Source organism: Leifsonia araucanica (assembly GCF_051161895.1).
Classification (GTDB): Bacteria; Actinomycetota; Actinomycetes; order Actinomycetales; family Microbacteriaceae; genus Leifsonia.
In genome coordinates this window covers 3171217-3196892 of sequence record NZ_JBMBTW010000002.1, presented here as the reverse complement: position 1 = coordinate 3196892, position 25676 = coordinate 3171217, and the positions used below count along the sequence as shown (strand labels likewise).

Genomic DNA, 25676 nt, shown 5'->3' with positions numbered 1-25676 from the left:
CCGCTACTTCTTGTTCAGCGCCTGGTCGGCGGTCTTCGCAGCCCGTTCGAGGGCGCTCTTGGGTTCGCCGTCGCCCTGCAGCACGCTCGAGATCGACTTGCCGATGGCCACGGAGAGCGCCGCGTAGCCCGTGGAGGTGGGGCGCGTGTTCTTCACGTTCGCCGAGTTGGCGACGAAGACCTCGTAGCCGGGGAAGGCGGCCGCTTCCTTCTTCACGGCGTCCGAGTCGGCCTCGGAGGAGCGGAGCGGCAGGTTGCCGAGGGCCACGTTGAAGCGCTCGTCCTGCTCGGCGGAGGTGAGCCACTGCGCGAACTGGGTCGCCCAGTATGCGCGGTTCTTGTCCTTGTGGTCGAACAGTGCCCAGATGTCAGGGCCGGACACCGTCTGGTGGTCGCCGTCCGTGCCCGGCAGCTGCACCACGCCGTACTTGGTGCCTCCGGTCTTCAGGTCGGAGAGCTGCCACGGGCCGGAGGTGATCATCCCGATGCGGTCGCTCGTGAAGAGCTGGCCGAACTTGGTGTCCGTCTGGTCGAGGTAGACGCTCTTGTCGTCGACGGCCATCGACTGCAGGAAGGTGAGAGCGTCGACACCGGCCGCCGACGCGAACTCCGATTTCGTGCCCGCGTCGTTCAGGATGCTGCCGCCGTTCTGCCACAGGTGCGGCCAGAACTGCCAGGTCGTCTCCTCGCTGCCGGAGACGGAGTATCCGTAGCCGTAGACGTGGTTCGCGGGGTCGGTGAGCTTCTTCGCCGCGGCGCGGAAGTCGTCCCAGGTCCAGTCCTTGGTCGGATAGGCCATCCCCGCTTTGTCGAACAGGGTCTTGTTGTAGAGCAGCCCGATGTTGTCGACGACCGCGGGGAACCCGATGACCTTCTTGCCGCTGGGCTGCGCCGTGCCCCGGGCGGCCTCGGTGAACTCGTCCCACTTCACGTCCGGCTTCTTCACATCGGCGGAGATGTCGAGCGTGCGCCCAGACGATTCGAGCTGGCCGGCCCACGAGCCGAACGCGTACGACATGTCCGGATACTGGTCGCCCGCGAATCCGGCGGACAGCTTCTGCAGCAGCTGGTCGGTCGACGACGCGCCGGGCGAGAGGTCCACGTTGACGTTCGGGTGGAGCTTCTCGAACTCCTTCGCCAGCGACTCGACGATCTTCTCCGCGGCGTCGGACTGACCCGACCACACCTGGATGGTCACCTTGGCCTTGGTGTCGAGAGTGGTCGCTCCCTGCGAGCCACTGCATCCGGCCAGAGCGGTCACCACTGCCGCGGCCGCCAGGATGCCGGTGGTGCGGAGTATCCGCTTCGTGAGTGGAGCAATCATCGTCGGTTCCTCTTCTCGAGTTCTGCTGTTCGGGATGTTCGGGTCTGGGGACGCTCTGTCAGCCCAGCACGATGGAGCGCGTCAGGAGGCGCGGGTTGTCCGGGTCGAGTCCGCGCTGCTCGGCGATCGCGACGGCGAGGCGCTGTGCGTCTGCGAGCTCGACGAGCGGGTCGCCGGTGGACGTGCGGACCAGGGCGCCGGTGCGCTCGATGTCGGCCACCAGGCTCGGCTCCGCATCCCCGAGGATCCAGACGATCGAGCGCTCGTCGGCCACCGCGAGCGGTCCGTGCCGGTAGTCGAGCGCCGGGTACGACTCCGACCAGGCCTGCGCGGCCTCCCTGATCTTCAGCGCTGCCTCCTGGGCGAGCCCGTACGTCCAGCCGCTGCCGAGGTAGACGAAGTGGGAGAGGGCGCCGGTCTCGATGCCGAGCGGGGCGGCGAGGCGCGCATCCACCTCGTCCGGCAGGCCGGACACGTCCTCGCCGAGCGCGTGCCGCGCGAGCAAGAGGAAGGTGGTGGGGAAGCGCGTCTGCACGACCGACTTCTCGTCGGCGAAGTCGAGCAGTAGCACGTCGTCGACCCTGGCCGCGAGGGGCGAGTCCGCGACGCCGGTCACGGCGATGGTGCGCACGCCCTCCGGGATGATGTCGAGCGCCTCGATCACCTCGGTGGTCGTGCCCGAGCGGCTGAGCAGCACGACCGCGTCGTAGTCGCGCCACGGCCACGGCTCCGACGCGTACGCGGCGTCCGTCACACCGAGCCCTGCGCGCTCGCGCAGAGCGGCGTACGACTCCGCGAGGAAGGCGCTGGTGCCGCAGCCGAGCACGAGGACCCGCGAGCCCGGCAGGGCGAGCAGCTCGTCCGCGATGGCGGACCTGCTCTCGATGGCCTCCCGCCAGATGGCCGGCTGGCTGGCGATTTCGACGGACGTCAGTGACACGAGTTGCTCCTGTGGGTCATGGGTGGTGCTGCGCGACGGTGCGCGCTGGCTTCATCCTTGATGGCAAGTGAGCGATTGACAATCACAATGCGCATATCGCTCACTCGTTGTGATTGTTTGTTACAGGGAGGTTTCCAATGTGCCGCCGAGAGCGACAGGGAGGAAGGATGCGTGGCGCGCGGTGAGCTCGTCGCAGAGCTCCCAGATCTGCTCCGGTGTCAGCGACGACGACGCGTTCGGGTCGGTCAGCACGGCACGGCGGACCAGCTCGGGGTCGCCGGTCTTCGCCGCCTCGATCGCCAGTTCGGCGACAGAGAGGTACGTGCGGTTGAGCGCTGCACCCTGCACCGGGATGGCGCCGAACGGCAGGGGATGCACGCCGTCGGCATCCACGCGGCTCGGCACCTCGACCACCGCGCCTTCCGGCAGGTTGTCGATGAGGCCTCGGTTCACGACGTTCGCGTGGATGATGCGCTCGGTGCCCGTGAGGATCGAGTGGATGACCTGCGGCGCGTACTCCGCAGCGCCCTCCTCGAGTTCCAGGTCGTCTCCGACGGCCAGCGCCGCCTTGGCGTGTTCAAACTCCGCGACGTTCTCCTCGGAGATGCCGATGTACTCGAGCGGGCGCAGGCGGAAGCGCTCGATCTGCTCCGGCGACCGCAGGAACCAGTCGAGGTACTCGGACGAGTGCTCGCTGGTCTCCGTCGGGTAGAAGCCGATGCGGCGGAAGATCTCGACGCGCACGCGGCGCAGCAGCTCCGGGTCCTTCTCGATCGCCGCCCGCAGCAGCGGGTAGAGGTCTTCCCCGTCGCGCGACCACTCGACGAGCCAGGCCTGGTGGTTCACGCCGGCCGCGCGGTAGTGGGTGCCCTCCATCGGCACGCCGATGAGTTCGCAGAGGTCGTGGACCGTCCAGTAGACGCTGTGGCAGAGGCCGACGGTCTTGATGCCGGGCGCGACCACGGACATCCACCAGACGTTCATGGCCATCGGGTTGGTGTAGTTGAGGAACCAGGCGTCCGGGCACAGTTCCGTCATGTCGGCGGCGATGCCGGAGAGCACGGGGAACGTGCGCAGGCCACGGAAGACCCCGCCGACGCCGGTGGTGTCGCCGATCGTCTGCAGGAGTCCGGCCGCCGCGGGGACTTCGAGATCGACGCGGGTGGCCGCGATGCCGCCCACCTGGATCATGTTGATCACGAAATCCGCGCCGGCCAGCGCCGCACGGCGGTCCAGCGTCGCGACGATCTCCGTCTCGCGGCCGAAGCGGGCCGCGACCTGCTCTGCGGTGCCGCGGGCGACTTCGAGGCGTTCCTCGTCGATGTCGTGGAGCACGATGCGCAGGGTCGGGAGGTCGTCGAACCGGTACAGGTCGGCGAGCAGCTGGCGGGTGAAGACGACGCTACCTGCGCCGAGGAAGACAATCTGTGGCATGGAGCGATCCTGCGGTACTGTGTCAACTCTGCGCAACAGAATGAGCGAATCGCGAATAAAGTGCTCAGAACGAGTGATCGTTTCACCGCCGACGCTGAAAGGGGCGACCATGCTCCCTCCGACCACCGAGTCACTGATCGCCCGCGTCACCACGGGACGGCGCGCCGAACGGCTGGTGGCCATCCTGGATCTGGTCACCGAGCACGGCACCATCGGCCTGACCGAACTCTCCGACACGCTCGGGATCTCCGCGGCCACCGCCCGCAGGGACCTCTCCGACCTCGCCGACCAGAACCTCCTGCTGCGCACCCACGGAGGAGCGTCAGCGCTGGAGCGCCGCAGGGAACTCCCCGTCGTGCTGCGGGACACCCGGTTCCAGGAGGCGAAGCGCGCCATCGCCCGCGCGATGCTGCGGCGCCTCCCGTCCGAGCGTCACGTGGTCGCGCTGGGCGGCGGCACCACGACGGCAAGCGTCGCCAGGGCCCTCGCCAACCACCGGGACATCACCGTGGTGACCAACTCGCTCACCATCGCGAACCTGCTCTCCGGCTACGCGGGCGTGCGGCTCGCCATGACCGGCGGATTCCTGCGCCCCGAGTCCCTCGAACTCGTCGGAGCCCTTGCCGAGAGCACCTTCAACGCCGTCAACGTCGGCACCGCCATCCTCGGCGCGGACGGCGTCAGCGCCTCCGCCGGCGTCACCACGCACGACGAGACGGAGGCTCGGACCAACCGCGCGATGGTCGCGAAGGCCCAGCGCACGGTCGTCGTCGCCGACGGGTCGAAGATCGGCACCGTCGCGCTCGCCCAGATCGCCGACGCCGCCGAGATGGAGCTGCTCATCACCGACAGCTCGGCCGACCCCGCCGAGCTGGAACGCCTGCGCGCTGCCGGCGTGCAGATCGTCATCGCGGACGAGGAGTGACCGGGATGCGCGTCGGACTCCTCGGCACCGGCCCGATGACCAGAGCCGTCGGCGCCCGCCTCGTGCGGGCAGGGCACACCGCCGTGATCGGCAGCAGGGACGAGCAGCGCGCCGCGGCCGTCGCACGTGACATCGGCGGGGATGCGCACGGCACCGGATACCGGGACGCTGCCGCCTGCGAGGTGGTCATCGTGGCCGTGCACGATCCCGTGGCGATCGACGTGGTCGCCGGGCTCGGCGAGGTGCTCGACGGCGCGGTGCTGATCGACCTCGGCAACCCGCTCGATCCCCCGCACTGGGAGAGCCGCCACGCCGGCGGCCCGTCCCTCGCGGAGCGGATCGCCGACGCCGCTCCCGGCGCACGCGTAGTCAAGGCGTTCAACACCGTGTACGCCGAACTCCTCGCCCTCCCGTCCCCCGTGGGTGCAGAGCCGCCGCAGACGTTCATCGCGTCCGACGACGCAGAGGCCGCCGCCCTCGTCATCGCACTCGCCCGCGAGCTGGGCACGGCCCCCGTCGATGTCGGCCCGCTGCGCATGGCCAGGCACCTGGAGGCCGTGGCCGGCTTCGAGGTGGCGATGGTCGCATCCGGGTTCGCTGCCGCGGTCGCGACACGGTTGTCGGCGGTGCCCCCGGTCTGACGGGGCTGTGCCGGCCGGGGCCGTGCCGGCCGGGGCCGTCGGCTACCAGGGCGCGCGGGTGCCGTCCCAGGACCAGAGCGCTCCCGTCGGGCCGTCGTCCGGGAGAAGTGCGAGCCGCACGGCTCCCGCGGCAGCCTCCGCCGGGTCGCCGCCGACCGACATCCCGGCGACGAGATTGGTGCGGCGCAGCCCGGGCGCGAGGGCGTTGACCTTGACGTTCTCGCCGAGCGCCTGAGCCATGAGCAGCGTGACGGCGTTGACGGCCGTCTTCGAGCTCCGGTACGCGATCCCGCCGCCTTTGACCCGTTCCCAGTCGAACTGGGGGTTCTGGCCGCTGTTCCAGGTGAGCGATCCCGTTCCGCTGGACACGTTGACGATGCGCGGGTGCTCCGACCTCCGCAATGCGGGGAGGAACGCCTGCGTGACGCCGATGAGGCCGAACACGTTGGTCTCGTACGCGACGCGGAACTGCTCGATGCTGGTGCCGTCGATGTCCTCTCCGCCGGGGTTCACGCCCGCGTTGTTGACCAGGATGTCCACTGACCCGACCTGGCGCACGGCCGCCTCGACCGATGACGGGTCTGTCACATCCAGCTGCACGGCGTGCGCGGACGGGCCCAGTTCGGCGGCGGCCGTCTGCCCTTTGCCGAGGTCGCGTGCTCCGACCCAGACGGTCACGCCGAGACCGATCAGGTGTCGCGCTGTTTCTCGTCCGATGCCGCTGTTCGCTCCGGTGACGAGCGCAATCAGGCCGGGTTCCGGCGGCCTGATCGCGTCGGGGAGACGGTCGATGTCTGTCATGGTGCTTCCCTTCCAACTCCAACGGTGTGGTTGGATTCTAACCCCATTCGGCTCATCTCCAACCCATGAGTTGGTATTCTGTGAGGATGGCATGGGACACCGACGGCACGCAGCGCCGACTCCGCGACGCCGCTCTCGTCGAGTTCGCCGAACACGGTTTCGAGGGCACCACCGTCGCCGCCATCGCCTCCCGGTCCGGTGTCAACAAGGAGAGGCTCTACCGCTACTTCGGCGACAAGGAGGCCCTCTGGAACCTGGTGCTGACCACCGAGCTGGAGCGCCTGTCCGCCGCCGTCACCCTCACCGGGGCCGGGCTGGACGACATCGGTGAGTTCGCCGGTGCGACCTTCGACTACCACTCGGCGCATCCGGAACTGGGCCGTCTGCTGCAGTGGGAGGGCCTGCAGGCCGGTCCGCCCGCCCACGCCGAGGTGCGCACGGAGCACTACCGCGAGAAGGTGGCTCGCTTCGCCGCCGCCCAGCGTGACGGCTTGATCGACCCGGCGATCGATCCCGCTCACCTCGTCTTCTCCCTGATCGCGCTGGCGGCGTGGTGGCAGACGGTGCCTCAGCTGGCCGAGATGATCACCGGCGCAGGCCCGGACGACCAGGATGAGCGCGCGGCACGCCGCCGCTTCGTGGTCGAGGCGGCGCGGCGGCTGGCGTCGCCGTCCCGCCGCTGACGACCCGTTCTCCCGTCACTGCGGAACCACGACGACTTTCCCGCGAAGCTCCCCGGTCGCGACTTCCGGCAGCTCGCTCAACGGAACACGCCTGGCGACCTCGACGGTCAGCTCTCCGCTGTCGACGAGTGCCACCAGCTGCGCCAGCTGGTCCGCGCTGGCTTCGACGAAGACTCCGGCCGTGCGGACACCCCGGCTGTCGTCGCCCGGCGTGGTCATCCACGCGGTCGTCGCGACAACGATGCCGCCGTCGCGCACCAGGGGAACGAGCGCTTCGAACTCCTCCTCGCTGATCGGCGCGAGGTTCAGCAGCACGTCGACCGGCTCGCGGACCGACTCGACGACCCCGGATACGGTGTGATCGATCACCTCGTCCGCTCCGGCCGCCAGCACACTCGCCCTGCTGCGCGGGCTGGCCGTGGCGATCACGTGCACCTCCGCCCGCTTCGCGAGCTGGATGGCGTACCCGCCGACCGCTCCCCCGGCTCCGACGATCAACAGGCGCTGACCGCCCTGGAGGCCGGCGAGGTCGAACAGGGCCTGCCAGGCCGTGAGCGCCACCGACGGCAGTGCTGCCGCATCCGGAAGCGGGATCCGCGAGGGAGCCGCAGCGAGCACGGCCGCCGGCGCCGCGACGTACTCGGCCGCGGAGCCGTCCTCCCCCATCGGGAGGAACCCGACGACCGCGTCGCCGAGCCGGAAACCGGTGACTCCGCCGCCCAGCTCCTCGACCGTCCCTGAGACGTCGTAGCCGGGGACGTGCGGCAGCGTCACCGGGAAGGGCAGCGTGCCGCTCCGGATGCCGCTATCCGCGGGGTTGACCGCGGAGCCGGCCACCCGGATGAGCACCTGGCCCTCTCCGGCGACGGGCCGCTCCGCCTCTTCATAGCGGAGCACATCCGGTCCGCCGAACTCGTGGAAACGCACTGCCTTCATGGTGATCGCCCTCTCGTTGGTTGCTTCGAATCCGAAGCACATGAGGGACGATAGCACTGCTTCGAGTTCGTAGCAACTACTTTGACTTCGTAGCAACTGTTACAGTTGCCGCATGTCCGAATCGCCCCGCTCCCTCGACCAGACCGAGCTGGGCGCCTACTTCGCGCTCATCGAAGTGAGCAGCCTGCTCCGCCACGCGGTCGAACAGCAGCTGCGCGAAGCCGGCGACCTCAGCTACGTGCAGTTCCAGCTGCTCGCACGCCTCGGCGACTCCCCGACGGGCAGCCACCGGATGACCGACCTCGCCGACGGCGTCGTCTACAGCCGCAGCGGCCTCACCTACCAGGCGCAGGTGCTCGACGAGCGCGGACTGGTGACGCGCGCACCGTCGGCCGACGACGAACGCAGCACCACCGTCACGATCACCGACGCCGGGCGCGACGTCCTCTCCCGCGTCTTCCCCGGCCACATCGCCGTGCTCGACGAGCTGCTCTACGAGCCCCTCGCCCGGGCCGACGTCGAAGCGCTCGCCCGCATCCTGGGCACGGTCCGCGACCACATGCGCTCCGCCCCGCCCCGCTCCGCTGCGCCGAGGCGTCGCGCGGCGCGCTGAGGTCCGCTCCGCGCTCCGGCGATGCTCCCAGGCCAGAAGGTCGCCTGGACAACGGAGGCATAATGAGCGGATGCCGAAGATCACCGCCCCCACCGTCGCCGAGCATCGCGTCGCGAAGCGCGCAGCCCTCCTGACGGCGACAGAACACCTCCTCGTCGACGTCGGACTCGCCGGGGTCACCCCGCGGTCGATCGCCGAACGCGCCGGACTCGCGCGGTCGAGCTTCTACGAGTACTTCGGCTCCCGCGACGACATCCTGGCCGCCGTCGCCATCGCGGCATTCGATCGCTGGGCGGAGGAGATCGACGAAGCGCTGGCCGGCGTTCCGGAGTCCGACCGGATGCGCGCGTACGTCGAGGCGACCATGCGCATGACGGCGGACGGAAAGCACTCCATCGCGTCCATCCTGCAGCAGGCGGACATCTCGCCCACCAAGTACGACGACATCATGGCCCTGCACACCACGCTGCTGCGACCCATCAACACCCTTCTCCGCGAGACGGGTGTGCCCGACCCGGATGCGCACGCGACCCTCATCCAGGGCCTCCTGAACGCCGGCGTGCAGCTCGTCACCCACGGCGTCGACCCGGATGCTGCGACCGCCATGATCGCCGACCTCCTCGCGAAGGGACTGCCTGCAGACGCGTCGATTTGAGATCAGCGAGGTTTAGTGACAGACTGTCGGTATCTTTACCGACATACTGTCGGTACCCCTCGCCCTCTCCAAGGATGTGTCATGTTCCTCGCTCTGCGCGAACTGCGGTTCGCTCGAGGCCGCTTCACCCTGATGGGCATCGTGATCGCACTGATCGCCGTGCTCGTGGTGCTGCTCTCCGGCCTCTCCTCCGGCCTCGTCAACGACGGTGTCTCCGGCCTGAAATCCATGCCGGCCACCGCGTTCGCCTTCGACAAAGGCACCATCACCGACAACGCCTTCAGCCGGTCGCTCGTCGACAAGAAGCAGCTGAACTCCTGGCAGGATGCCGACGGCGTCGCTGAGGCGGAGCCGATGGGCGTCAGCATCGTCAACGGCGTCACCGACTCAGACAAGCAGGTGGACCTCACCCTGTTCGGCGTCGAGCCTGGCGGCTTCCTCGACCCCGCCGTCTCCAGCGGAACCCGGCTCTCCGGCCCGGCGGGAATCGTCGTGTCCGAGACCGCGAAGGACGCCGGGCTGAAACTCGGCAGCACGGTGAAGCTGGACCGCTCGAACGTGGAGCTGACCGTCGTCGGCTTCACCGAAGGCCAGGCGACCTTCGGCCACGTGGACGTTGCATACCTCCCCATCGGAACCTGGCAGCTGATCGCCTCGAACACGGCCCCGGCCGGTGCGCCGACCCAGGCCGCGATCGACCAGGCCGCATACGACTATTCGAGCGTCGTCGCCATCAAGGCGAAAGACGGCATCACCCCCGACTTCGCCGGGATCGACAAGACGGCGGGCACCATGACGATGACGCGCACCGCCGCGTTCAACGCCTCCCCCGGCTACGAGGCCGAGACGATGACGCTGACCATGATCCAGGTGTTCCTCTACGCCATCTGCGCCCTCGTGGTCGGAGCGTTCTTCACGGTGTGGACCATCCAGCGGACCCACGAGATCGCCGTGCTGCGGGCGGTCGGCGCATCCACCGGCTACCTGCTGCGCGACAGCCTCGCACAGGGAACGATCCTGCTCGTCGGCTTCACCGCCCTCGGCGTGGCAGCGGGTGTCGGGATGGGCGCGCTCATGCCGGACGCCATGCCGTTCGACCTGGAGGCCGGCCCGATCGCCATCGCCTCCCTTCTCACCATCGTCCTCGGGATCATCGGAGCCGGGATCGCCGTCCTCCGCATCTCCCGAGTCGACCCCATCACCGCTCTCGGAGGACAACGATGACCGGAAACACCACCACCCCAGCACTCGAGATCGTCGGAGCCCGCCTCGAACTCGGCGACGGAGACGCCCGCGTCACCGCCCTCGACGACGTCTCGCTCACGGTCCAGCCCGGCGAGTTCGTCGCCGTCGTCGGCCCATCCGGCTCCGGCAAGTCGTCCCTTCTCGCGATCGCGGGAGCGCTCGGCCGGCCGGACAGCGGAACGGTGCGCATCCACGGCACGGACATCACCTCGCTCAGCACGGGCGCGGCGGCACGCTTCCGCCTGTCGACGATCGGCTTCGTCTTCCAGTCCGGGAACCTCCTGCCCGCCCTGACGGCCGCCGACCAGCTGCGACTCACCGCCCGCCTCGCAGGCAACCGCGACGCGGACCCCGCAGCCCTCCTCGACGCGGTCGGCATGAGCCACCGCGCGGGCAACCGTCCCGGCCAGCTCTCCGGCGGCGAACGCCAGCGCGTCGGCATCGCCCGCGCCCTGGTGAACAACCCGTCCCTCCTCCTCGTCGACGAGCCGACGGCAGCGCTCGACCGCGCGCGCAGCCACGAGGTGGTGAGCCTCCTGGCCGAGCGAGCCCACGCATCCGGAGTCGCCGTCGTCATGGTCACCCACGACCGCGACGTCCTCGACTACTGCGATCGGGTGCTGGAGATGACCGACGGCCGGTTGGCGGAGCTCAGCCCGGTGGTGTGAGCGGACGCGCCGTGCGGGTCGCGAGGAACGGCAGATACGACGCCGCGTGATCGTGCCCGCACGCGCACCGCTCCACGTCTCCGTGCAGCAGCTGCCGCGGCGTCAGGCCGGTCAGCCGCAGGCACTCGCGGTTGAGGTGGGCCTGGTCGGCGTATCCGGCGTCGACCGCCAGCCCCGCGATGCCGTCGTCTCCGCGCCTGCCGCTCGGGGCGATCCCGGCCTGCGCCAGCGCGAGGAAGCCCTGGAACCGCAGCGTTCGCTGCAGCACCTTCGGGCTGAGGCCCACCACCTGCAGGGAGCGGCGGCGCAGCTGGCTCTCGGAGAGCGCGACGTGTTCGGCGACGTCCCCGATCCCGACGGGATGCCAGGGCATCAGCACCGCCACCGCCTCCCGCACCTGGCGGTCGCCGCCGCGCTCCGCCCTCCGGAACTCGTGGAGGAGCGTCTCTTCGAGCACGGCGACCGCTCGGCGCACATCCCCCGCCTCCGCCATCCGGTCGGAGAGCCGGTCGGCCAGGCCGCCCCAGGCGTCGCGCAGAACGATCCGCGTGTCCACCAGCTCGTCCAGCACCACGGGCAGCGGCGGCGGGGCACCGGGGAAGAACCGCACCCCCACGATGGTCGTGTGCGGCGGGATGCACTCGATGCTGTGCGCTGTGAGCGGCCCGATCATGGTCGGCGCGCCACCGATCGGGATGTGCAGCTCGACACCCCCGGTCGGCAGATGCCGCTGCACGTACGGAGCGTCGCCGGTGCGGTGCACCCACACGGTCCGGATCACGTGCGCGAGCGCAGGGGATGGCCGCCGCTCGATGTACGACTCCGTCATCCGTGGCACCTCCCCACCCGCGAATACTAACGGTCGTTGCCCGCGCGCCAGGCGACGTAATCGGCCACCGCCGCCCGCAGGTCGAACCGCGGCGCGAACCCGGTGGCGGCCGTGAGCCGCCGGATGTCGAGGTACGGATCGTCGCCCGCGCCGAAGGAACGCCCGTCCAGCAGGTCGACCCTGGTGCCCGGCAGCGCGGCAGCGAGCGCTTCGGCCAGTTCCCGGTTGGTGTAGCGCGTACCGCTCGACACGTTGTACGCCGTGTGCCCGAGCGTGGCGGCGGTCACCAGCAGCGCGATCGCCCTTCCGCTGTCCGGCGCGTATCCCCAGTCGCCGCCGTCGTCGGCGTACAGCGGAGGCGGTTGCTCTCCCCTGCGGAGCGCTCCCACGTAGGGCGGGATGATGTTGAACGGCGACTCCGGATCCATCAGCGGCCCCCAGGTGCCGCCGATGCGCAGCAGCACGGGCTGCACACCGGTCTCGGCGAGGGCGAACAGGGTGAGCGGCTCGACCGCCTTCTTGAACGCGACGATCGCGTGCGGCATGTCCGCGAGCGGGAGCGCCAGTTCCTCGTCCCACGGGATCTCCGGGCGCCCGGTGTAGACCCCGATGCTGCTCGCGACCGCGAACCGGCGCACCGACCACGCCTGCGCCGCCTCCAGCATGGTGAGCAGCCCGGCCATGTCATGCCGGAAGAATGCGAGAGGGTCGCCGTCCGGGATGCTCCCGGCGAGGTGCACGATGTCCCGGATGTCGTACCGCTCCCCCAGAGCCAGAACCGCGTCCCTGTCTGTGACGTCGATCGTCTCCACCTGCACGCGCCCAGCGAGGAACGACGGGATGCGCGTGGAGCGATGCGCGGTCACCACCACCTCCTCCCCGCTGTCGGCGAGGGCGGCGGCGGTGTGCGCCCCGATCATGCCGAGCCCTCCGGTGACCAGGATCATCGCTCGACCTCGAAGTGCAGGTGGGTGACGTCCGGCGCGGACACGACCTCCAGGATGCGCAGCCGGATGTGGCCGGGCAGTTCGTGGAAGAAGCGACGGCCTGCCCCGAGCAGGATGGGCACCTGGTGCAGAATCAGCTCGTCCACCAGCCCCGCCGCGAGGGCCTCGGTCACGAGCACCCCGCCCATCAGGCCGACGTCCTTACCGGCGGCCGCGCGTTTGGCCGCGGCGACCGCATCTACGATCCCAGTGCTCACGACGGTCTGGCGCTCGTTCTCCGGCGGGAACGCGGCGTGGCTGAGCACCACGAGAGGGGCGGTGGGGTGCGGTGCCCCTCCCGCGAAGTCGTTGGAATCCGTGTACGTGGTGTGACCGGCGAGGGTTGCGCCCACCCGGGAGGCGAGCTCGTCGAAGACGCGAGCGCTCGGCTCTGTCAGCCGGAACCCGTCGAACACCCTGCTCTGCACCTCGCCGCTGCCGTACCAGTCGAAGAGCGCTCCGCCGTCTCCGAGCCCGCGGCCGGGACCGGGATCGCGCCCGGTGATGTACCCGTCGACGGAGACGGACAGGCCGCAGATGACTTTGCTCATGGTCGAACCTCTTTCGTGTCGTGTTTCGTGGTGCCCGGCTCGATCGCTTGCGGGAAGCGGAAGAAGCCGTGCGGGTCGTAGTGCCGCTTCACCTCGGAAAGACGCGCGGCGTTGCCCGCGTGATACGCCGCGACGGGATCGATCAGGGCGGCATCCGGGAAGTTCGGGTAGACCCGGCCGGACGCATCCGGATGCGCTGTCGTCCACGACACGTCGACCCAGTCGTCTCCCGGCGCGGCGGCGTGCTCGAGGAGGAAGCGCTGGCCACGGTGCGCGAACGCCGTCTCGTGCTCGGCGACACGGTCGTATCCGCCGCCCATCGGGGTGAACGTCAGCCGGCGCGTGCCGCCTCCCCGCTCCGCGGTGCTGGTGGCTGTGGCGGTGGCGGTGAGCGCCGTGATGAGCCGGACGACCGTCCCTTCGCCCAGCTCCCCGTCGAAGAACTCCGACCGGATGCGCAGCGGCTGTCCGTCCGCTGCGCGCGCGTCGTCGGCGAGCGTGTCTTTGAGAGTGGAGAACGGCATCGGCCCGCTCAGCCGCAGCTCGATCGGCACCGGCACCGTCGCGGCGAACGCGTCCAGCAGCTCGCGGGTGTGCGCCACCGGGAGAGTGGATGCGCCGGATAGGCTCACCAGAACGCCTGGCCCGCCGGATGCGCCCTCGACCGTGAGGCAGACGGTGAGCGCATCCGGAGCACCGGGAGCCCACCGCTGCCACGCCCCGATCAGCCCGGCGGCCGCATCGAGATCGAGGACGTGCGGGCGTGCATCCACCCGCACGGTGTCCGGTTCGGCGATGGTCGCGAACCGGAACGAGGTCACCACCCCGAACTGCCCGCCTCCGGCGCCGCGCAGCGCCCAGAACAGGTCGGGTTCGCGTTCGGCGTCGCAATCGACCACGGCGCCGTCGGCGAGCACCACGCGCGCGCCGACCAGCCGGTCGGAGGTGAGCCCGGCCGAGCGGCCGAGCAACCCGATCCCGCCGCCGAGCGTGAGACCGGCGATCCCGACACCGGCGCCGCAGCCGCCGGGAAGCGTGTGACCGTGCGCGGAGAGCGCCCGGTACACCTGCCCGAGACGGGCGCCGGCGCCGATCGGCGCCGTCCCGTCGCTCCGTACGTCGATCCCCGACAGTGCGGAGAGGTCGAGCACCATGCCATCCGTGCTCGACCGCCCGGCGAAGCAATGTCCTCCGCCGCGCGGGGCCAGGCGAAGGCCCGAGCGGGCGGCGTACCGGACAGCGGCGACCGCATCCCGTTCGGAGCGGCACAGCACGATCGCGCGGGGCCGCACATCGGCGAAGGCGACGTTGCGCGGCAGCCGAACGTCGTCGTATCCGGCGACGCCCGGGGTCAGCAGTTCCCCGTCGAGCGTGGCACCGAGCACTCCGAGATCGGACATGGCTCGACCATAGAAGCGGGCGGGGGTGCGCCTCTTGAACAAATCGTGCACGGGAGCCGAGCCCTGACTGCGCACGCGCGTGGGCGGACGGCTCTCGTCCGGACCTACCCCTGCAGGATCTTCACCCGACGCTGGTGCCACACGATCGGCGTCGGGAGCTCGTCGCTCATCATCGCGAGGACGCGGAGCACGATGATGTCGTGGTCGCCGGCCGGATAGCTGTGCTCCACCACGCACTCCAGCCAGGTGGGCGAGCCTTCCAGGAAGATCGCGCCGGAGCCGACCTCGGCCTTGCGCACGCCGAGGAGCCTGTTCCTCTTGTCGCGGGAGGCGAGCTGGCTGGTCTTCTCGGCGTGACCCTCTCCGAGGATGGACACTCCGATCACCGGCGCCGCCGCGAGCTGCGGCCAGGTGGTCGAGCTGCGCTGCGCAGCGAACGACACCATCGGCGGCTCGTAGGACACTCCGACCGAGAAGGACGACGCGATCATCACCACCGCCTCCCCGTCGATCGACGCGGCGAGGGCGGCGACCCCGGAGGGGAAGCCGGAGAAGGCCGCGCGCATCTCTTCCGGGTCGGTGGTGAAGTCGTACATCATGGTCATGGCGATCACTTCTCTCGAACGAAACCGAGGATGGCAGGTGCCCACGCGGCGACCCACGTGTCGAGCGAGCCCTCGTCCGCGTAGCGCGAATCGAGTTGGTAGAGGCCCTGGGCCGGGCAGATCGCCCCGAGCTCCACGAGCACCGGCTTGAGGCTCAGCTCCGGCGCGAGCGCGTGAGCGGGGCCGGCGCCGAGCATCACCGGCACCGCGACCTGACCGGCCAGGCCGGTTCCCGTCGCGAACTGGTCGAGGAAGAGCTTGAGCAGGCCGGTGTACGTGCCTTTGAACGTGGGCGAAGCGGCGATGACGATGTCTGCGCGCTGCACGTGCGCCACCGCGTCGGCGACCAGCGGGTCGCCGAACCCGAGCAGGCCGGCCCCCAACTCGGACACCTCCACGGTCGTCGACGTGGCCCCGAGGGCTGCGGCGAGGCGCTCGGCGGCGTCACGGGTGCGGGAATGGGGTTTCGGGTTGCCAACGATGACTGCTGCTGTGACCATCAGACCTTCGTCCGTTCTACTCGGTGCTGGATTTCTGTCTCTCTGTGCCGGCTTTCGGCGAGCAGCGACCGGGCGCCGCGCTCGTCCTCGCGCATCGCGTCGATCAGCTCGTCGGCGTTGGCGAACGTCCGCTGGGCGCGGATGAGCCGGTCGGTGCTCACCTCTGCGCGCAGTCCGTACAGGTCGCCGTCGAAGTCGAGGACGTGCACTTCGATCGTGTGCGCGCGACCGGGGAAGGTGTCGTTCGTCCCGATCGAGACGAGCGCAGGCAGTGGGGCCGGCCACGAATCCGCACGGAACCCGCCGAAGTAGACCCCATCGGCAGGCGCAGCGACCGGATGCTCGACCGCCAGGTTCGCCGTCGGGTAACCGAGTCCGTGCCCAGCGCCCTCACCGGGCACCACGACGCCCACGAGGAGGCCGTTCACTTCGGCGCTCGGCGGCGTGAGCCGCAGCAGCGACGCCGCCACGACGCTCAGCACCCCCACGGCGGCGAGCACGCCGAGCGCGACGGCGTTGCCGGCGGCTGCGAGCACCACAGCGGTGACCGCGCTGCCGAGGACGGCGCCGAGCTGTTTCAGCGAGTTGAAGGTGCCGGATGCCGCTCCGACCGACGACCGGTCGACCGAGGTCACCGTCGCGATCGAGAACGGCGACCAGATGAACGAGTTGGCGATCCCGAACAGCGCGAACGCGACCGAGATCGTCCAGAGCGGAGCCGCCACCGCGATGAGCGCAGCCGTGCCGCCGATCGAGACGACGAGCGCCACGGCTCCGATGATCGCGACCACCCGCGGCCCGACCGAGTTGTTCATCGCGGCCGAGATCGGCGCGGCGACGAGGCAGACGACCCCCATCGGCACCAGCACGAGCGACGCGGTCAGCACAGCCAGCCCTCGGTCGTCCTGCAGGGCGAGCATGAGCGGGATGGGCGCGGAGCCGACGCAGAATGCGGCAGCCGCCGCTCCCCACGACGCGGTCACGAACCCCCGGCTGCGGAACAGCGAGAGGGGAAGGAGCGCGCGGTCGGCCGCTCGGCGCTGCAGCCAGATGACCGCAGCGACCACCAGGGCACCAGACACGACAAGAGCCCAGCGCGGAACGCCCGCCACGGACGCCGACGACGCGACCGTGCCCTGGATCCCGAGCACCAGCGCGAAGAGACCCAGCGCGTTGCCGACCATCGCCCACAGCGGGATGCGCGCCGACCGGCGCTCGGAGACGGGCACCCAGAGCAGCACCGCGACCGCTGTGATCACCCCGATCGGGATGTTGACCGCGAAGATCGCCGGCCACCCTGCAGTCCCGACCAGCAGCCCGCCGACGAGAGGACCCGCGACCGTCGCCGCCCCGCCGACCGCTCCCCAGATCCCGAGCGCGACCGCGAGTCGCGGCGCGGTGAACAGCGACCGGATGATCGTGAGGCACTGCGGGGTCATCAGCGCCGCCCCGACACCCTGTGCGACGCGCCAGCCGATGAGCCAGCCGACCGACGGGGCGACGGCGCACAGCAGGGATCCGATCGTGAACGCTGCCAGCCCCACGAGATACACGCGCCGGTGCCCGAACCGGTCGCCCAGCCTGCCCGCGATCAGCAGCGGCACCGCGTATGCGATGAGGTATCCGCTGTTGACCCAGATCGCGAGGGTCTGCGTCGCGCCCAGCCCGGTCATCATCGCCGGCAGGGCCACCGACGTGATCGTGCTGTCGAGGAGCAGCATGAAGAACCCGAGGCACAGGCTGCCGAGCGCGAGCCAGTCGCGTGTCCCCTGTCGCACGACGCCGTTCACGTCACACCGCCAGGTTCTCGCGCAGCGTCGCACCCGGATAACGCGGGGCGAGTGCGCCCCGACGCCGCAGCTCCGGCACCAGCGACTCGCTCAGCTCGGCGAGGCCGGATGGCATGGAGAGCGGGCTCGACAGCATGTACCCGCCGCGCGAACCGGTCAGCGCGAAGTTCTCCTCGAGCGCATCGGCCACCGTCGCCGCGTCGCCGACGATCGTGTGGTCCAGGCCGGTCGCCGCCTCCCAGCCGTGCTCGAAGAACTCCGTCCTCGACATCGTGTGCTCGTCGCCGAACTCCGCGACCAGTGCCCCGACGAATCCGGCCGGGCTGGCGTTGGCGGCGACGATCTCGTCCCGCAGCTCGCCGAGCCGGAACGATGCCGGCAGCGTGGAGAAGTCGTAGCCGGCGTTGTGCGACAGCATGGTGCCGACCGCCTCGTCCGTCCAGAAGTCCACGACGGCGTCGCGGCGGGTCTGCGCCTCCTGCGCGGTGAGCCCGACGATCACCTGGGTCGCCCAGAGGATGCCGATGTGCGCGGGGTCGCGCCCTTCGGCCACGAGGGCTTCGTCGAGCATCCGGCGATGGCGCTGCTGCCCGGCGAGGTTGCCGCCGAAGCCGAAGATCAGGTCGGCGAACGACGCGGAGCCGGCGATCCCCCGCGGGGAGTTACCCGCCTGCACGATCACCGGATGCACCTGCGGGCTCGGCACGGAGGCCAGCGGTCCCTTGACGGTGAAGAACTGCCCGTCGTGGTCGATCGCCCGCACCTTCGACGGGTCGGCGAACCGGCCGGTCGCCCTGTCGCGGATGATCGCATCCGGGGCCACCGAGTCCCACAGGGCACGGCAGACGCCGATGAACTCCTCCATGCGCTCGTAGCGCAGGTCGTGGTCGATCAGCTGCGCGTATCCGTAGTTGGCCGCATCCGCCCCGCGGCTCGACGCTACGACGTTGAACGCGATCCGGCCGCCGGTCACATGATCGAGCGAGTTGAGCAGGCGGGCGACGTAGAACGGGTGCATGAACGTCGACGAGTACGTGAGCCCGAACCCGATGTTCTCCGTCACCGTCGACATGGCGGCGATGATCGGCGACATGTCCTGGCGCGGCCACTGGATGCCCCACTCCACGGCAGGGTCGATGCTGCCTCGCCACGTGCTGGGGATTCCAGAACCGTCGCCGAAGAAGAGCATGTCGACCCCCGCGCGCTCCGCGGTGCGGGCCACCTCCATGTACATGCGCACGTCGGGGAACTGCTGGCCGACCCACGACCCCGGTTGCGTCCAGCGGCCCTCGGTGTGCGTGAAGGAGAGGTCGTACGCGATGTGCATTCCGCTCACGATGTCGCCTTCTTCCAGAGGCCGACGACCTCGTCCACGTCCGAGATCACGGCGACGTTGAGTTCCAGCTGCACGAGCGCGGCCTCGTGGACCGCCAGGTCGTACGCCGCTGTCGCGTCCCTCGGCACCACCACGGGCCAGTCGAGCTGCATCGCATCCTGTGCGGTGGCGTCGACGCAGCACTCGCTGGTGAGCCCGACGATGGTGAGCCAGTCGTAGCCGTTCGCCCTCAGCCGCTCGTCGAGGTCCGTTCCGAGGAAGCCGCTGTATCCGCGTTTGACCACCCGGAGCTCGTCGGCGGCGGGCTCCATCCGGTACCACTCGGCGCCTGCCGTCCCGACGATGCACGGCTCCGTCTCGCCCATCGGCGCGTCGTAGTCGCCGTCGCGCAACCAGTTGCTGGACTTCCACGGCCGGGCCGGATCGCTGCCGAGCTCCACCCAGACCACCGGCACGCCGAGCTCCCTGGCACTGTCGACCAGCGCCGCGATGCGGGTGACGGTGGCGTCGAGCACGGCGACGACCTCGTCGGTCAGGCCGTACGCCCCGAGCGCCGCCGGGTCGCCGAAGTCGCGCTGCACGTCGACGACGACCAGCGCCGGGCTGCTTCCGGATGCGGTGAGCTGCCCGAACTGCGCGTCGCGGAGGGCGCTCATCGGGTGCCCGCCTCGTCGTGCGCGCGCAGAGCGGGGAGGACGGTCTCACCGAACAGCACCATGTCCTGGTCGTATTCGGGGAAGATCAGCATCAGCCCGTCGAGGTCCGCCTCGCCGACGATGTACTGGATGTGCTCCGTCACGGTCTGAGCGGACCCGGCGACGTACGCCGTCTGGAACGCGGCCTCGCCGACAGCGCCGGATGCCCAGGCCCGCGCCTGGTCCTCCGGCACACCCCAGGATGCGCGCATGTTGGCCAGCGCTTCGCGGTCGACCCCTGCTCCCCACTCCTTCACCTTCTTGTCGGCGAGCGCATCCGTCTCGTCCTGCACGACGGTGAGCATCGAGTACGTCTTGCAGGTCCGGCCGTTGGCTGCTGCACGGGCGTGAACGTCTGCGGAGAGTTCCGTCATCTCCTCCAGGCTGTCGCCCGCGAGGAATGCGCCGTCGGCGAAGCGGGCCTGGAACGCCCGCGCGGCCTCCGACTTCCCCGCGCTGATGATGGTGGGCTGCGACGAGGGGTGCGGCCGCGATTCGCAGTCGACCAGGTCGAAGTACGGGGTGTGCATGGTCACGGAGTCCTCGCTCCAGAGCCGGGTGACCGCTTCGGTCCACAGCTCGGTCATCGCGTACCGGTCGGCGTGACTGAGCGTCTCGTCCCAGATGCCGAACTGCTCGAACTCGCCCGCGTACGCGCCGTTCACGATGTTCATGCCTGCGCGACCGCCGGAGACGTCCTGCAGGGTGGCGTACATCTTCGCCGCGACGGCGGGGTTGTGCACGTTGGCGTGCATCGTCGCCCAGATCTTGACGCGATCGGTCGCTTCGGCGAGCGCCGACATCATCGTCATCGATTCGAGAGAGCGGCCCCAGTGGTCGGTGGTGCCACCGAATCCGCGCCACTTGGCCATCGACATGATGAAGTCGAGTCCGATGTTCTCGGCGTGCAGCGCGGCTCGCTTGTTCCAGGCGTATGAGGCTTCCGGATGCGGGGCGGTGGTCGAGAGCATCCATCCCCCGTTCCCGATGGGGAGGAAGATTCCATAGTCTTTCGCTGACATTCTGCGGGCCTTTCAGTGCGATTCCGTGCTGGTGCTGAGGCTGGTGGTACCCGGGGCGGGGAGGCGTTTCCCCGCCCCGGGGTCGGTGCTGTCCGGGCTACGGCGCGGGCCAGATGAGGGCGTCGCCCTTGTAGATGGCCTTGATGTACGAGTCGTCGAACCAGTCGGCGGCTTCCGTCCCGGTCACGCCGGCGGGCACGATCTCGAACTGGTGCAGCATGTCGACGAGCTTCGTGATGTTCTCCGCATCCATCCCGCCGAGCGGCTGGCCGGGAGTGGGGTTGTCGGCGACGACCTGGGTCTCGGTCTTCCAGATGGTGGCGTTGAGCTTCTTGTCGTACGTCGCTCCGCCGGACAGGTCGGCCGCGAAGCCGACGCATTTCTCGATGTTCGCGTCATTGGCCGTGCAGTACTCGTAGGCGTGCAGCGCGGCCCGGAGGACGTCCTGCACCGCGGTCGGATGGGCCTTGGCGAACGCCGGGTTCACCGCCATCGCACCGAGCGAGCTCGGGATGCCGTACTTCACCGGCTGCCAGACGGTGACTTTGTCTCCGGCCGCTTTGAGCTGGTTGGGCTCGTTCGAGATGAATCCGGTGAGGGCGGCGAGGCCGTCCTGCTTGCGAGGAAGCACCGACGGGTCGTAGCCCTCCTTGACCAGCTTCAGCGAGTTCCAGTCGACACCGGCCTTCACCATCATCGCTTCGACGGAGGCGGGCACGTAGCCCTTGTGGCCGACGACCTGACCGTCGAGCTGCGTGAGGTCGGTGATGCCGGGGTTCGTCATCAGGATGTCGAGCCCAGCGTTCGAATAGGAGGAGATGCCCTCGATGTCGATGCCGTTCGCCCTGGCCTGGATGAGGTCCTGCTGGGAGATGGCGGACACCGTCGCCTGGCCGCTCGCGAGGAGCTTGGTGTTCTGAGCGGTGTCGCCGCTGCCCGGCTTGAGCTGCACATCCAGGCACAGGTCGGAGAAGTAGCCGAGCTTGCTCGCGGCGATGTATTCGAGGATCGACGCCGACGACTGGAACTGGTATCCGGAGAGGTAGTTGATCGTTCCGGCTGCCTTGTTCTTCGCGCAGCGGTCGGCGGAGATCGCGCTCCCGGCCGATGCGGAATCTGCCGGGGCGCCGGAGCTGCACGCGGCGACGCCGAGCGTCAGGACGACAGCGGCGACGGTCGCGAGACCGGTCTTGATGAAGCGGTGCTGCATGGGTCACTCCTTCGGGGATGGGTGGTGCAGGGGTGGTGCAGGGGGTGCTGTGGGTGGGTGGAGACACGGGACGACCGCCGTTGCCGCGGGAGCGGCAGCGTGAGGTGGTCGGTGAGCGGCGGTCGGCTAGTCCGTCGAGCTCTCGTGCCAGTGCAGGACGCGCCGCTCGATCAGCGTGATGAGTGCGAGCAGAAGGACGCCCATGACGGCGAGGACGAAGATCGAGGAGTAGACGACGGCGAGCTGGTTCATCGACGACGCGACGCTGATGACGGTTCCGAGTCCGCCCGTCGAACCGGATGCGGAGAGCTCGGCCACGACGGCGCCGATGATCGAGAGCGGGAAGACGATGCGCAGCGCGGCGAAGATGTACGGCAACGCGTTGGGCACCCGCAGGTGCACGAGCATCTCCAGCCGGGAGGCGTTCATCGTCTTGTACACCTGCATCACCTGCTGCGGCACGGACCGGAGGCCCACCGCGGTGTTGATCAGGATCGGGAAGAAACAGATCAGGGCCGTAATGATCAGTTTCGGCAGCGGCCCGAAGCCGAACGCGACGACCAGCGCAGGAGCGATGGCGACCAGCGGCGTGACGTTGAGCACGACGGCGATCGGCATGATGGCTCTCCGCGCCACCGGCAGCTCACTGATGAGCACGGCGACCACGAAGGCGGCGACGAAGCCGATGGCCAGCCCGGCGGTCGCCTCCCCCAGCGTGATCAGCGCGTTGCCGAGGTAGTAGCCGAGGTTGCCCGCCAGCGAGTCGCCGATGGCCTGCAGCGGCGGCAGCAGGTACGGCATGGATGCTGCGCCCCACTGCCAGAGGACGGCGAGGACCGCGAGCATCACCACCAGCGGCAGCCAGACGGCCGGCCGGATCCACGCGATCCGCGACCGGGGATGCTTCAGACTGAACCGCGAGAGCTCGGCAGGCGGCTCGGCCTCGACGTGCTGCGACACGGGGACCCGATTCGTTGCGACAGTCATCTCGATCTCCCTCACGCCGCATCCGTCGATCGCCACGCGGTGTGCAGGCGATCTCTGATCAGGTCTTCGTATTCGTGGAACCGGCGCTCTTCGAACAGTTTCTGGTTGCGCGGGCGGGGCAGGTCGATGTCGATCACGTCGACGATGCGCCCCGGTCGCGGCGCCATGACGACGACGGTGTCCGACATGCGCACGGCTTCGGAGACGGAGTGGGTCACGAACACCACGGTCGTCTTCAGCTCGTCCCACAGGTCGAGCAGCTGGTCCTGCAAGCTCTCACGCGTGAACTCGTCGAGCGCGGAGAACGGCTCGTCCATCAGCAGCACATCCGGTTGCAGCCCGAACGCCCGCACGATGGCGACTCGCTGCTGCATCCCGCCGGAGAGCTGGGCGGGGAGCTTGTCGGCGGCCTCGGCGAGTCCGGCGCGGTCGAGCAGTTCGAGCATGTCGGGGGCGCCGCTGCCCTCCTGGCGGGTGGCCAGGTCGCCGATGCGCTCCCGCCGCTTGGCAGCGCCCGGGTTGATCTTCCGCGGCAGTGTCACGTTCTTGAGCACGGACAGCCACGGCAGGAGTGCCGGGGTCTGCGGAACCAGCCCGATCAGTTTCGCCGCTCCGGCCTCCGCGGGCGTCACGTCGTGCACCCGCACGTCTCCGCGATCGGCGGTCTCGAGGCCGGCCACGATCCGGAGGAGCGTCGACTTGCCGCATCCACTCGGCCCGATCAGGCTGACGAACTTCCCCGGTTCGATGGACAGCTGAACGTCGTTCAGCGCGATCATCGCCGACGGGCCGTATCCGTAGACCTTGCCGACGGAACTCAGCTCTACCGCTGGTGTAACCATTCGCACCCTCCATACCGTGTACGGACACACATGCCCGTTCCCAGATGGCGGAGAGCGTGCGTAGCGAGTTCGATGTCTGCCACGCGGAGTCCGCTTGTTATGACCCCAACCTATTCAGGCCGTGTTTCGTGCAGCAGCACCGCAAGATTGCGCGCACGTTAACTCTGGCGGGGCAGCGAGGCCACCTCACGGCCGTCGAACACGTAGACCTCGACGCCGAGGTCGGCGGCAGCGACGGCCACCCAGCCGTTCAGCGCCTGGGCGGTCAGCGCGGTGACCACGAGCACGGCGCGCTCCACCTCGGGAACGCTCGACCGCAGCCAGAGGAGCTTGAACATGTCGGCCATCACCTTGTTGCGATACGACGGCTTGTACGCGCCCTGGTTCGCCACGAGCTGCACCACGACGGTGCCGGCCGGATCCATCCCCTCGACTTCGACCCTCGTGCCGCCCGCCAGGGTGAGCGACCGCGGGCGCAAGGCCGCACCGACGCGGTGACTGAGTGCGACGAGCATCTCCCGCTCGATCGAACCATCGGTGAATCGCCGCCACTCCCCAGACCCGCTCGTATTCGACGAGGACATGGCGCAAGCGTAGATGGACGACGTTTCGCGGGTGTTTCCGCCCGATCGCAGCCGCCGCGCTATCGTCGTACCGTGTCAGAGCCAGCTCCCGTCATCGTCGAGTTCACTCACGCCGGTGCGACGCTGATCGCCGAGGAACGCGGCGACGGGCGCCCGGTCTTCCTGCTCATCCACGGGATCGGGATGGGGCGCAAAGTCTTCGACGGACTCGTCGACATCCTCGCCACCCACGGCCGCGTCGTCGCCATCGACCAGCCCGGATACGGGGACGCCCCCGAGCCCCCGCGCACCCTGACGATGGAGCGGACGGCCGATCTCCTCGCCGCCTACCTCCGCTCGCGCGACCACGGCCCCGTCGTGGTGATCGGCCATTCGATGGGCACGCAGATCGCCACGGAACTGACCGTGCGGCATCCCGCACTCGTCGAGCGACTGGTGCTGGTCGCGCCGACGGTGGACCCGAGCGCGCGCCGGCTGGCGCCCCAGCTCTGGCGGCTGCTGCGTGACCTCGCCCCGGAGAAGCCGCTCGTCCTCTACCGCGGCGGCCGCGAATACCTGCGCGCCGGCCCGAACCTCCGGCGCAAGCTGCACGCCATGCTGGTGCACCGTCCGGAACGCGCCTACCCGCGGGTCGCGGTGCCGACGCTCGTGCTGCGCGGAGCCGACGACCGGGTCTGCCCGCGGCCCTGGTGCACGGAGGTGGCGGAGACCATCCCGGGCGCTCAGTACCTGGAGGTGCCCGGTCACCGGCACGAGACGATGATCCGCGAGCCGCGCGAAGCCGCGGTGAGGATCCTGGCGTTCCTGACGCGTGCGGCCGACGGTGCTGCGTGACTATCGGCGAACGCGCTCGGGCTCGGTGACGGCGACGCCTGCCTGGATGAGCTGACGACGGAGGCCGGCCACGCCCTCGAAGAGGTGGGTTCGTATCGAAAGAGTGTCTGCGCCCACCAGTTTCGAGGCGGAGTCGTCGGTGAAGAACACGTCCTCCGCCTCGACCCCGAGGGCGTCGAGGACGTGCCCGAAGGCACGGACGTCGGGCTTCACGTACCCGATATCGGCCGAGTTGAAGACGGCATCGAACCTGTTGCCGATACCCATCGCGGCGATCTCGGCGTGGATGGTGTCCGTCCCGTTCGTGAGCACGGCCGTCCTCAGCCCCACGGCGCGGATCTCGTCGGAAAGCTGCAGAAGTTCCTCATCGACGACCGGCGATTGAGAACCCCATTCCCCCGCGGCCGCCGCGCTGCCGACCAGGGCGCCGAGCCGACGCATCCAGTCGGCTCTGCTGATTCGACCGGTCGTGACGTCGTCGATCAGTGGCTGCGCGAACGCGATGCCTTCGAGCGTTCCCGCCTCCAGCCCGTGTCTCTGTTCGATGTCTGCGGCGTGCGCCGGGTCGAAGTGCCGAATCACGCCGTCGAGGTCGAAGAGCACTACGCGGATCATCCAACGATCCTCTCGCACCCGCCCGG

At 69.6% G+C, this 25676-nt stretch carries 28 protein-coding genes; 8 read left to right on the top strand and 20 right to left on the bottom strand.

The features are described 5' to 3' along the window. Nucleotides 1-3: 3 nt before the first annotated feature. From ACN6M5_RS15465 to melA, 3 genes are all read right to left on the bottom strand, one after another. Nucleotides 4-1323: an ABC transporter substrate-binding protein gene (locus ACN6M5_RS15465; protein ID WP_434951154.1), complete on the bottom strand. Its 1320-nt coding sequence runs from the start codon at nt 1321-1323 to the stop codon at nt 4-6. A 58-nt stretch (nt 1324-1381) separates the two neighbouring features. Then, on the bottom strand, nt 1382-2263 hold the full coding sequence (locus ACN6M5_RS15460) for an SIS domain-containing protein (protein ID WP_434951152.1): 882 nt from the start codon (nt 2261-2263) through the stop codon (nt 1382-1384). Between the two features lie 120 nt (nt 2264-2383). Next, nucleotides 2384-3697, bottom strand: a complete 1314-nt coding sequence (melA, locus tag ACN6M5_RS15455; RefSeq protein ID WP_434951150.1) for an alpha-galactosidase — start codon at nt 3695-3697, stop codon at nt 2384-2386. Between the two features lie 109 nt (nt 3698-3806). On the opposite strand from melA, the gene ACN6M5_RS15450 reads away from it, so the two are divergent. Together ACN6M5_RS15450 and ACN6M5_RS15445 are read left to right on the top strand one after the other, a co-directional pair. Then, nucleotides 3807-4622, top strand: coding sequence for a DeoR/GlpR family DNA-binding transcription regulator (locus ACN6M5_RS15450; RefSeq protein ID WP_085369939.1), 816 nt, complete (start codon nt 3807-3809; stop codon nt 4620-4622). Nucleotides 4623-4627: 5 nt separating this feature from the next. Continuing rightward, nucleotides 4628-5263 carry an NADPH-dependent F420 reductase gene (locus ACN6M5_RS15445; RefSeq protein WP_434951148.1) on the top strand — a complete coding sequence of 212 codons (636 nt, stop codon included), beginning with the start codon at nt 4628-4630 and terminating at the stop codon, nt 5261-5263. Between the two features lie 42 nt (nt 5264-5305). Here ACN6M5_RS15445 and ACN6M5_RS15440 read toward each other — a convergent pair whose 3' ends face one another. Continuing rightward, nucleotides 5306-6064, bottom strand: coding sequence for an SDR family NAD(P)-dependent oxidoreductase (locus ACN6M5_RS15440; RefSeq protein ID WP_434951146.1), 759 nt, complete (start codon nt 6062-6064; stop codon nt 5306-5308). 86 nt (nt 6065-6150) lie between these two features. Here ACN6M5_RS15440 and ACN6M5_RS15435 point away from each other — a divergent pair, with 86 nt between their 5' ends. Next, complete coding sequence (locus tag ACN6M5_RS15435; RefSeq protein ID WP_434951144.1) at nt 6151-6747, top strand: TetR/AcrR family transcriptional regulator; 597 nt, start codon at nt 6151-6153, stop codon at nt 6745-6747. Between the two features lie 15 nt (nt 6748-6762). On the opposite strand, the gene ACN6M5_RS15430 is transcribed toward ACN6M5_RS15435, so the two are convergent. Then, nucleotides 6763-7683, bottom strand: a complete 921-nt coding sequence (locus ACN6M5_RS15430; RefSeq protein WP_434951142.1) for an NADP-dependent oxidoreductase — start codon at nt 7681-7683, stop codon at nt 6763-6765. A gap of 112 nt (nt 7684-7795) precedes the next feature. On the opposite strand from ACN6M5_RS15430, the gene ACN6M5_RS15425 reads away from it, so the two are divergent. The 4 genes from ACN6M5_RS15425 (at nt 7796) to ACN6M5_RS15410 (ending at nt 10864) form a co-directional block, all read left to right on the top strand. Next, complete coding sequence (locus tag ACN6M5_RS15425; protein WP_434951140.1) at nt 7796-8296, top strand: MarR family winged helix-turn-helix transcriptional regulator; 501 nt, start codon at nt 7796-7798, stop codon at nt 8294-8296. A 70-nt stretch (nt 8297-8366) separates the two neighbouring features. Further along, nucleotides 8367-8951 carry a TetR/AcrR family transcriptional regulator gene (locus tag ACN6M5_RS15420; RefSeq protein WP_434951138.1) on the top strand — a complete coding sequence of 195 codons (585 nt, stop codon included), beginning with the start codon at nt 8367-8369 and terminating at the stop codon, nt 8949-8951. Nucleotides 8952-9032: 81 nt separating this feature from the next. Further along, nucleotides 9033-10175, top strand: a complete 1143-nt coding sequence (locus tag ACN6M5_RS15415; RefSeq protein WP_434951136.1) for an ABC transporter permease — start codon at nt 9033-9035, stop codon at nt 10173-10175. Next, entirely contained in the window at nt 10172-10864 is a 693-nt protein-coding gene (locus tag ACN6M5_RS15410) for an ABC transporter ATP-binding protein (protein ID WP_434951134.1), read from the top strand. The genes ACN6M5_RS15415 and ACN6M5_RS15410 overlap by 4 nt, the downstream gene beginning before the upstream one ends. Here the strand turns inward: ACN6M5_RS15410 and ACN6M5_RS15405 are convergent. The 14 genes from ACN6M5_RS15405 to ACN6M5_RS15340 form a co-directional block, all read right to left on the bottom strand. Then, on the bottom strand, nt 10848-11693 hold the full coding sequence (locus tag ACN6M5_RS15405) for a helix-turn-helix transcriptional regulator (protein WP_085369926.1): 846 nt from the start codon (nt 11691-11693) through the stop codon (nt 10848-10850). The two genes, ACN6M5_RS15410 and ACN6M5_RS15405, sit on opposite strands and share 17 nt — an antisense overlap. 26 nt (nt 11694-11719) lie before the next feature. After that, nucleotides 11720-12640 carry an NAD-dependent epimerase/dehydratase family protein gene (locus ACN6M5_RS15400; protein ID WP_434951132.1) on the bottom strand — a complete coding sequence of 307 codons (921 nt, stop codon included), beginning with the start codon at nt 12638-12640 and terminating at the stop codon, nt 11720-11722. After that, nucleotides 12637-13230, bottom strand: coding sequence for a dihydrofolate reductase family protein (locus ACN6M5_RS15395; protein ID WP_434951130.1), 594 nt, complete (start codon nt 13228-13230; stop codon nt 12637-12639). The genes ACN6M5_RS15400 and ACN6M5_RS15395 overlap by 4 nt, the downstream gene beginning before the upstream one ends. Continuing rightward, nucleotides 13227-14630, bottom strand: a complete 1404-nt coding sequence (locus ACN6M5_RS15390) for an FAD-binding oxidoreductase (protein ID WP_434951128.1) — start codon at nt 14628-14630, stop codon at nt 13227-13229. The genes ACN6M5_RS15395 and ACN6M5_RS15390 overlap by 4 nt, the downstream gene beginning before the upstream one ends. Before the next feature lie 104 nt (nt 14631-14734). After that, nucleotides 14735-15235, bottom strand: a complete 501-nt coding sequence (locus tag ACN6M5_RS15385) for a flavin reductase family protein (protein ID WP_256922011.1) — start codon at nt 15233-15235, stop codon at nt 14735-14737. Nucleotides 15236-15240: 5 nt separating this feature from the next. Continuing rightward, nucleotides 15241-15735 carry an NADPH-dependent FMN reductase gene (locus tag ACN6M5_RS15380; protein ID WP_085369930.1) on the bottom strand — a complete coding sequence of 165 codons (495 nt, stop codon included), beginning with the start codon at nt 15733-15735 and terminating at the stop codon, nt 15241-15243. After that, nucleotides 15735-17513 carry an MDR family MFS transporter gene (locus ACN6M5_RS15375; RefSeq protein WP_434951125.1) on the bottom strand — a complete coding sequence of 593 codons (1779 nt, stop codon included), beginning with the start codon at nt 17511-17513 and terminating at the stop codon, nt 15735-15737. The genes ACN6M5_RS15380 and ACN6M5_RS15375 overlap by 1 nt, the downstream gene beginning before the upstream one ends. Nucleotides 17514-17526: 13 nt before the next feature. Continuing rightward, entirely contained in the window at nt 17527-18852 is a 1326-nt protein-coding gene (locus ACN6M5_RS15370) for an NtaA/DmoA family FMN-dependent monooxygenase (protein ID WP_434952420.1), read from the bottom strand. 5 nt (nt 18853-18857) lie between these two features. Then, entirely contained in the window at nt 18858-19517 is a 660-nt protein-coding gene (locus ACN6M5_RS15365) for a cysteine hydrolase family protein (RefSeq protein ID WP_434951123.1), read from the bottom strand. Continuing rightward, the gene (locus ACN6M5_RS15360; RefSeq protein WP_168688445.1) at nt 19514-20578 is read right to left on the bottom strand and encodes an LLM class flavin-dependent oxidoreductase; all 1065 of its coding nucleotides are present in this window, start codon (nt 20576-20578) and stop codon (nt 19514-19516) included. Before ACN6M5_RS15360 ends, ACN6M5_RS15365 begins: the two co-directional genes overlap by 4 nt. 97 nt (nt 20579-20675) lie before the next feature. Continuing rightward, nucleotides 20676-21788, bottom strand: a complete 1113-nt coding sequence (locus tag ACN6M5_RS15355) for an ABC transporter substrate-binding protein (RefSeq protein ID WP_434951121.1) — start codon at nt 21786-21788, stop codon at nt 20676-20678. Nucleotides 21789-21914: 126 nt separating this feature from the next. Next, entirely contained in the window at nt 21915-22775 is an 861-nt protein-coding gene (locus ACN6M5_RS15350) for an ABC transporter permease (protein WP_085369706.1), read from the bottom strand. An 11-nt stretch (nt 22776-22786) separates the two neighbouring features. Beyond that, nucleotides 22787-23617: an ABC transporter ATP-binding protein gene (locus ACN6M5_RS15345; RefSeq protein WP_085369546.1), complete on the bottom strand. Its 831-nt coding sequence runs from the start codon at nt 23615-23617 to the stop codon at nt 22787-22789. A 158-nt stretch (nt 23618-23775) separates the two neighbouring features. Then, complete coding sequence (locus ACN6M5_RS15340; RefSeq protein WP_434951118.1) at nt 23776-24201, bottom strand: hypothetical protein; 426 nt, start codon at nt 24199-24201, stop codon at nt 23776-23778. 72 nt (nt 24202-24273) lie between these two features. Here ACN6M5_RS15340 and ACN6M5_RS15335 point away from each other — a divergent pair, with 72 nt between their 5' ends. Next, nucleotides 24274-25035: an alpha/beta fold hydrolase gene (locus ACN6M5_RS15335; RefSeq protein ID WP_434951116.1), complete on the top strand. Its 762-nt coding sequence runs from the start codon at nt 24274-24276 to the stop codon at nt 25033-25035. Here ACN6M5_RS15335 and ACN6M5_RS15330 read toward each other — a convergent pair whose 3' ends face one another. Then, the gene (locus tag ACN6M5_RS15330) at nt 25036-25650 is read right to left on the bottom strand and encodes an HAD family hydrolase (protein WP_434951114.1); all 615 of its coding nucleotides are present in this window, start codon (nt 25648-25650) and stop codon (nt 25036-25038) included. Between the last annotated feature and the right edge of the window lie 26 nt (nt 25651-25676).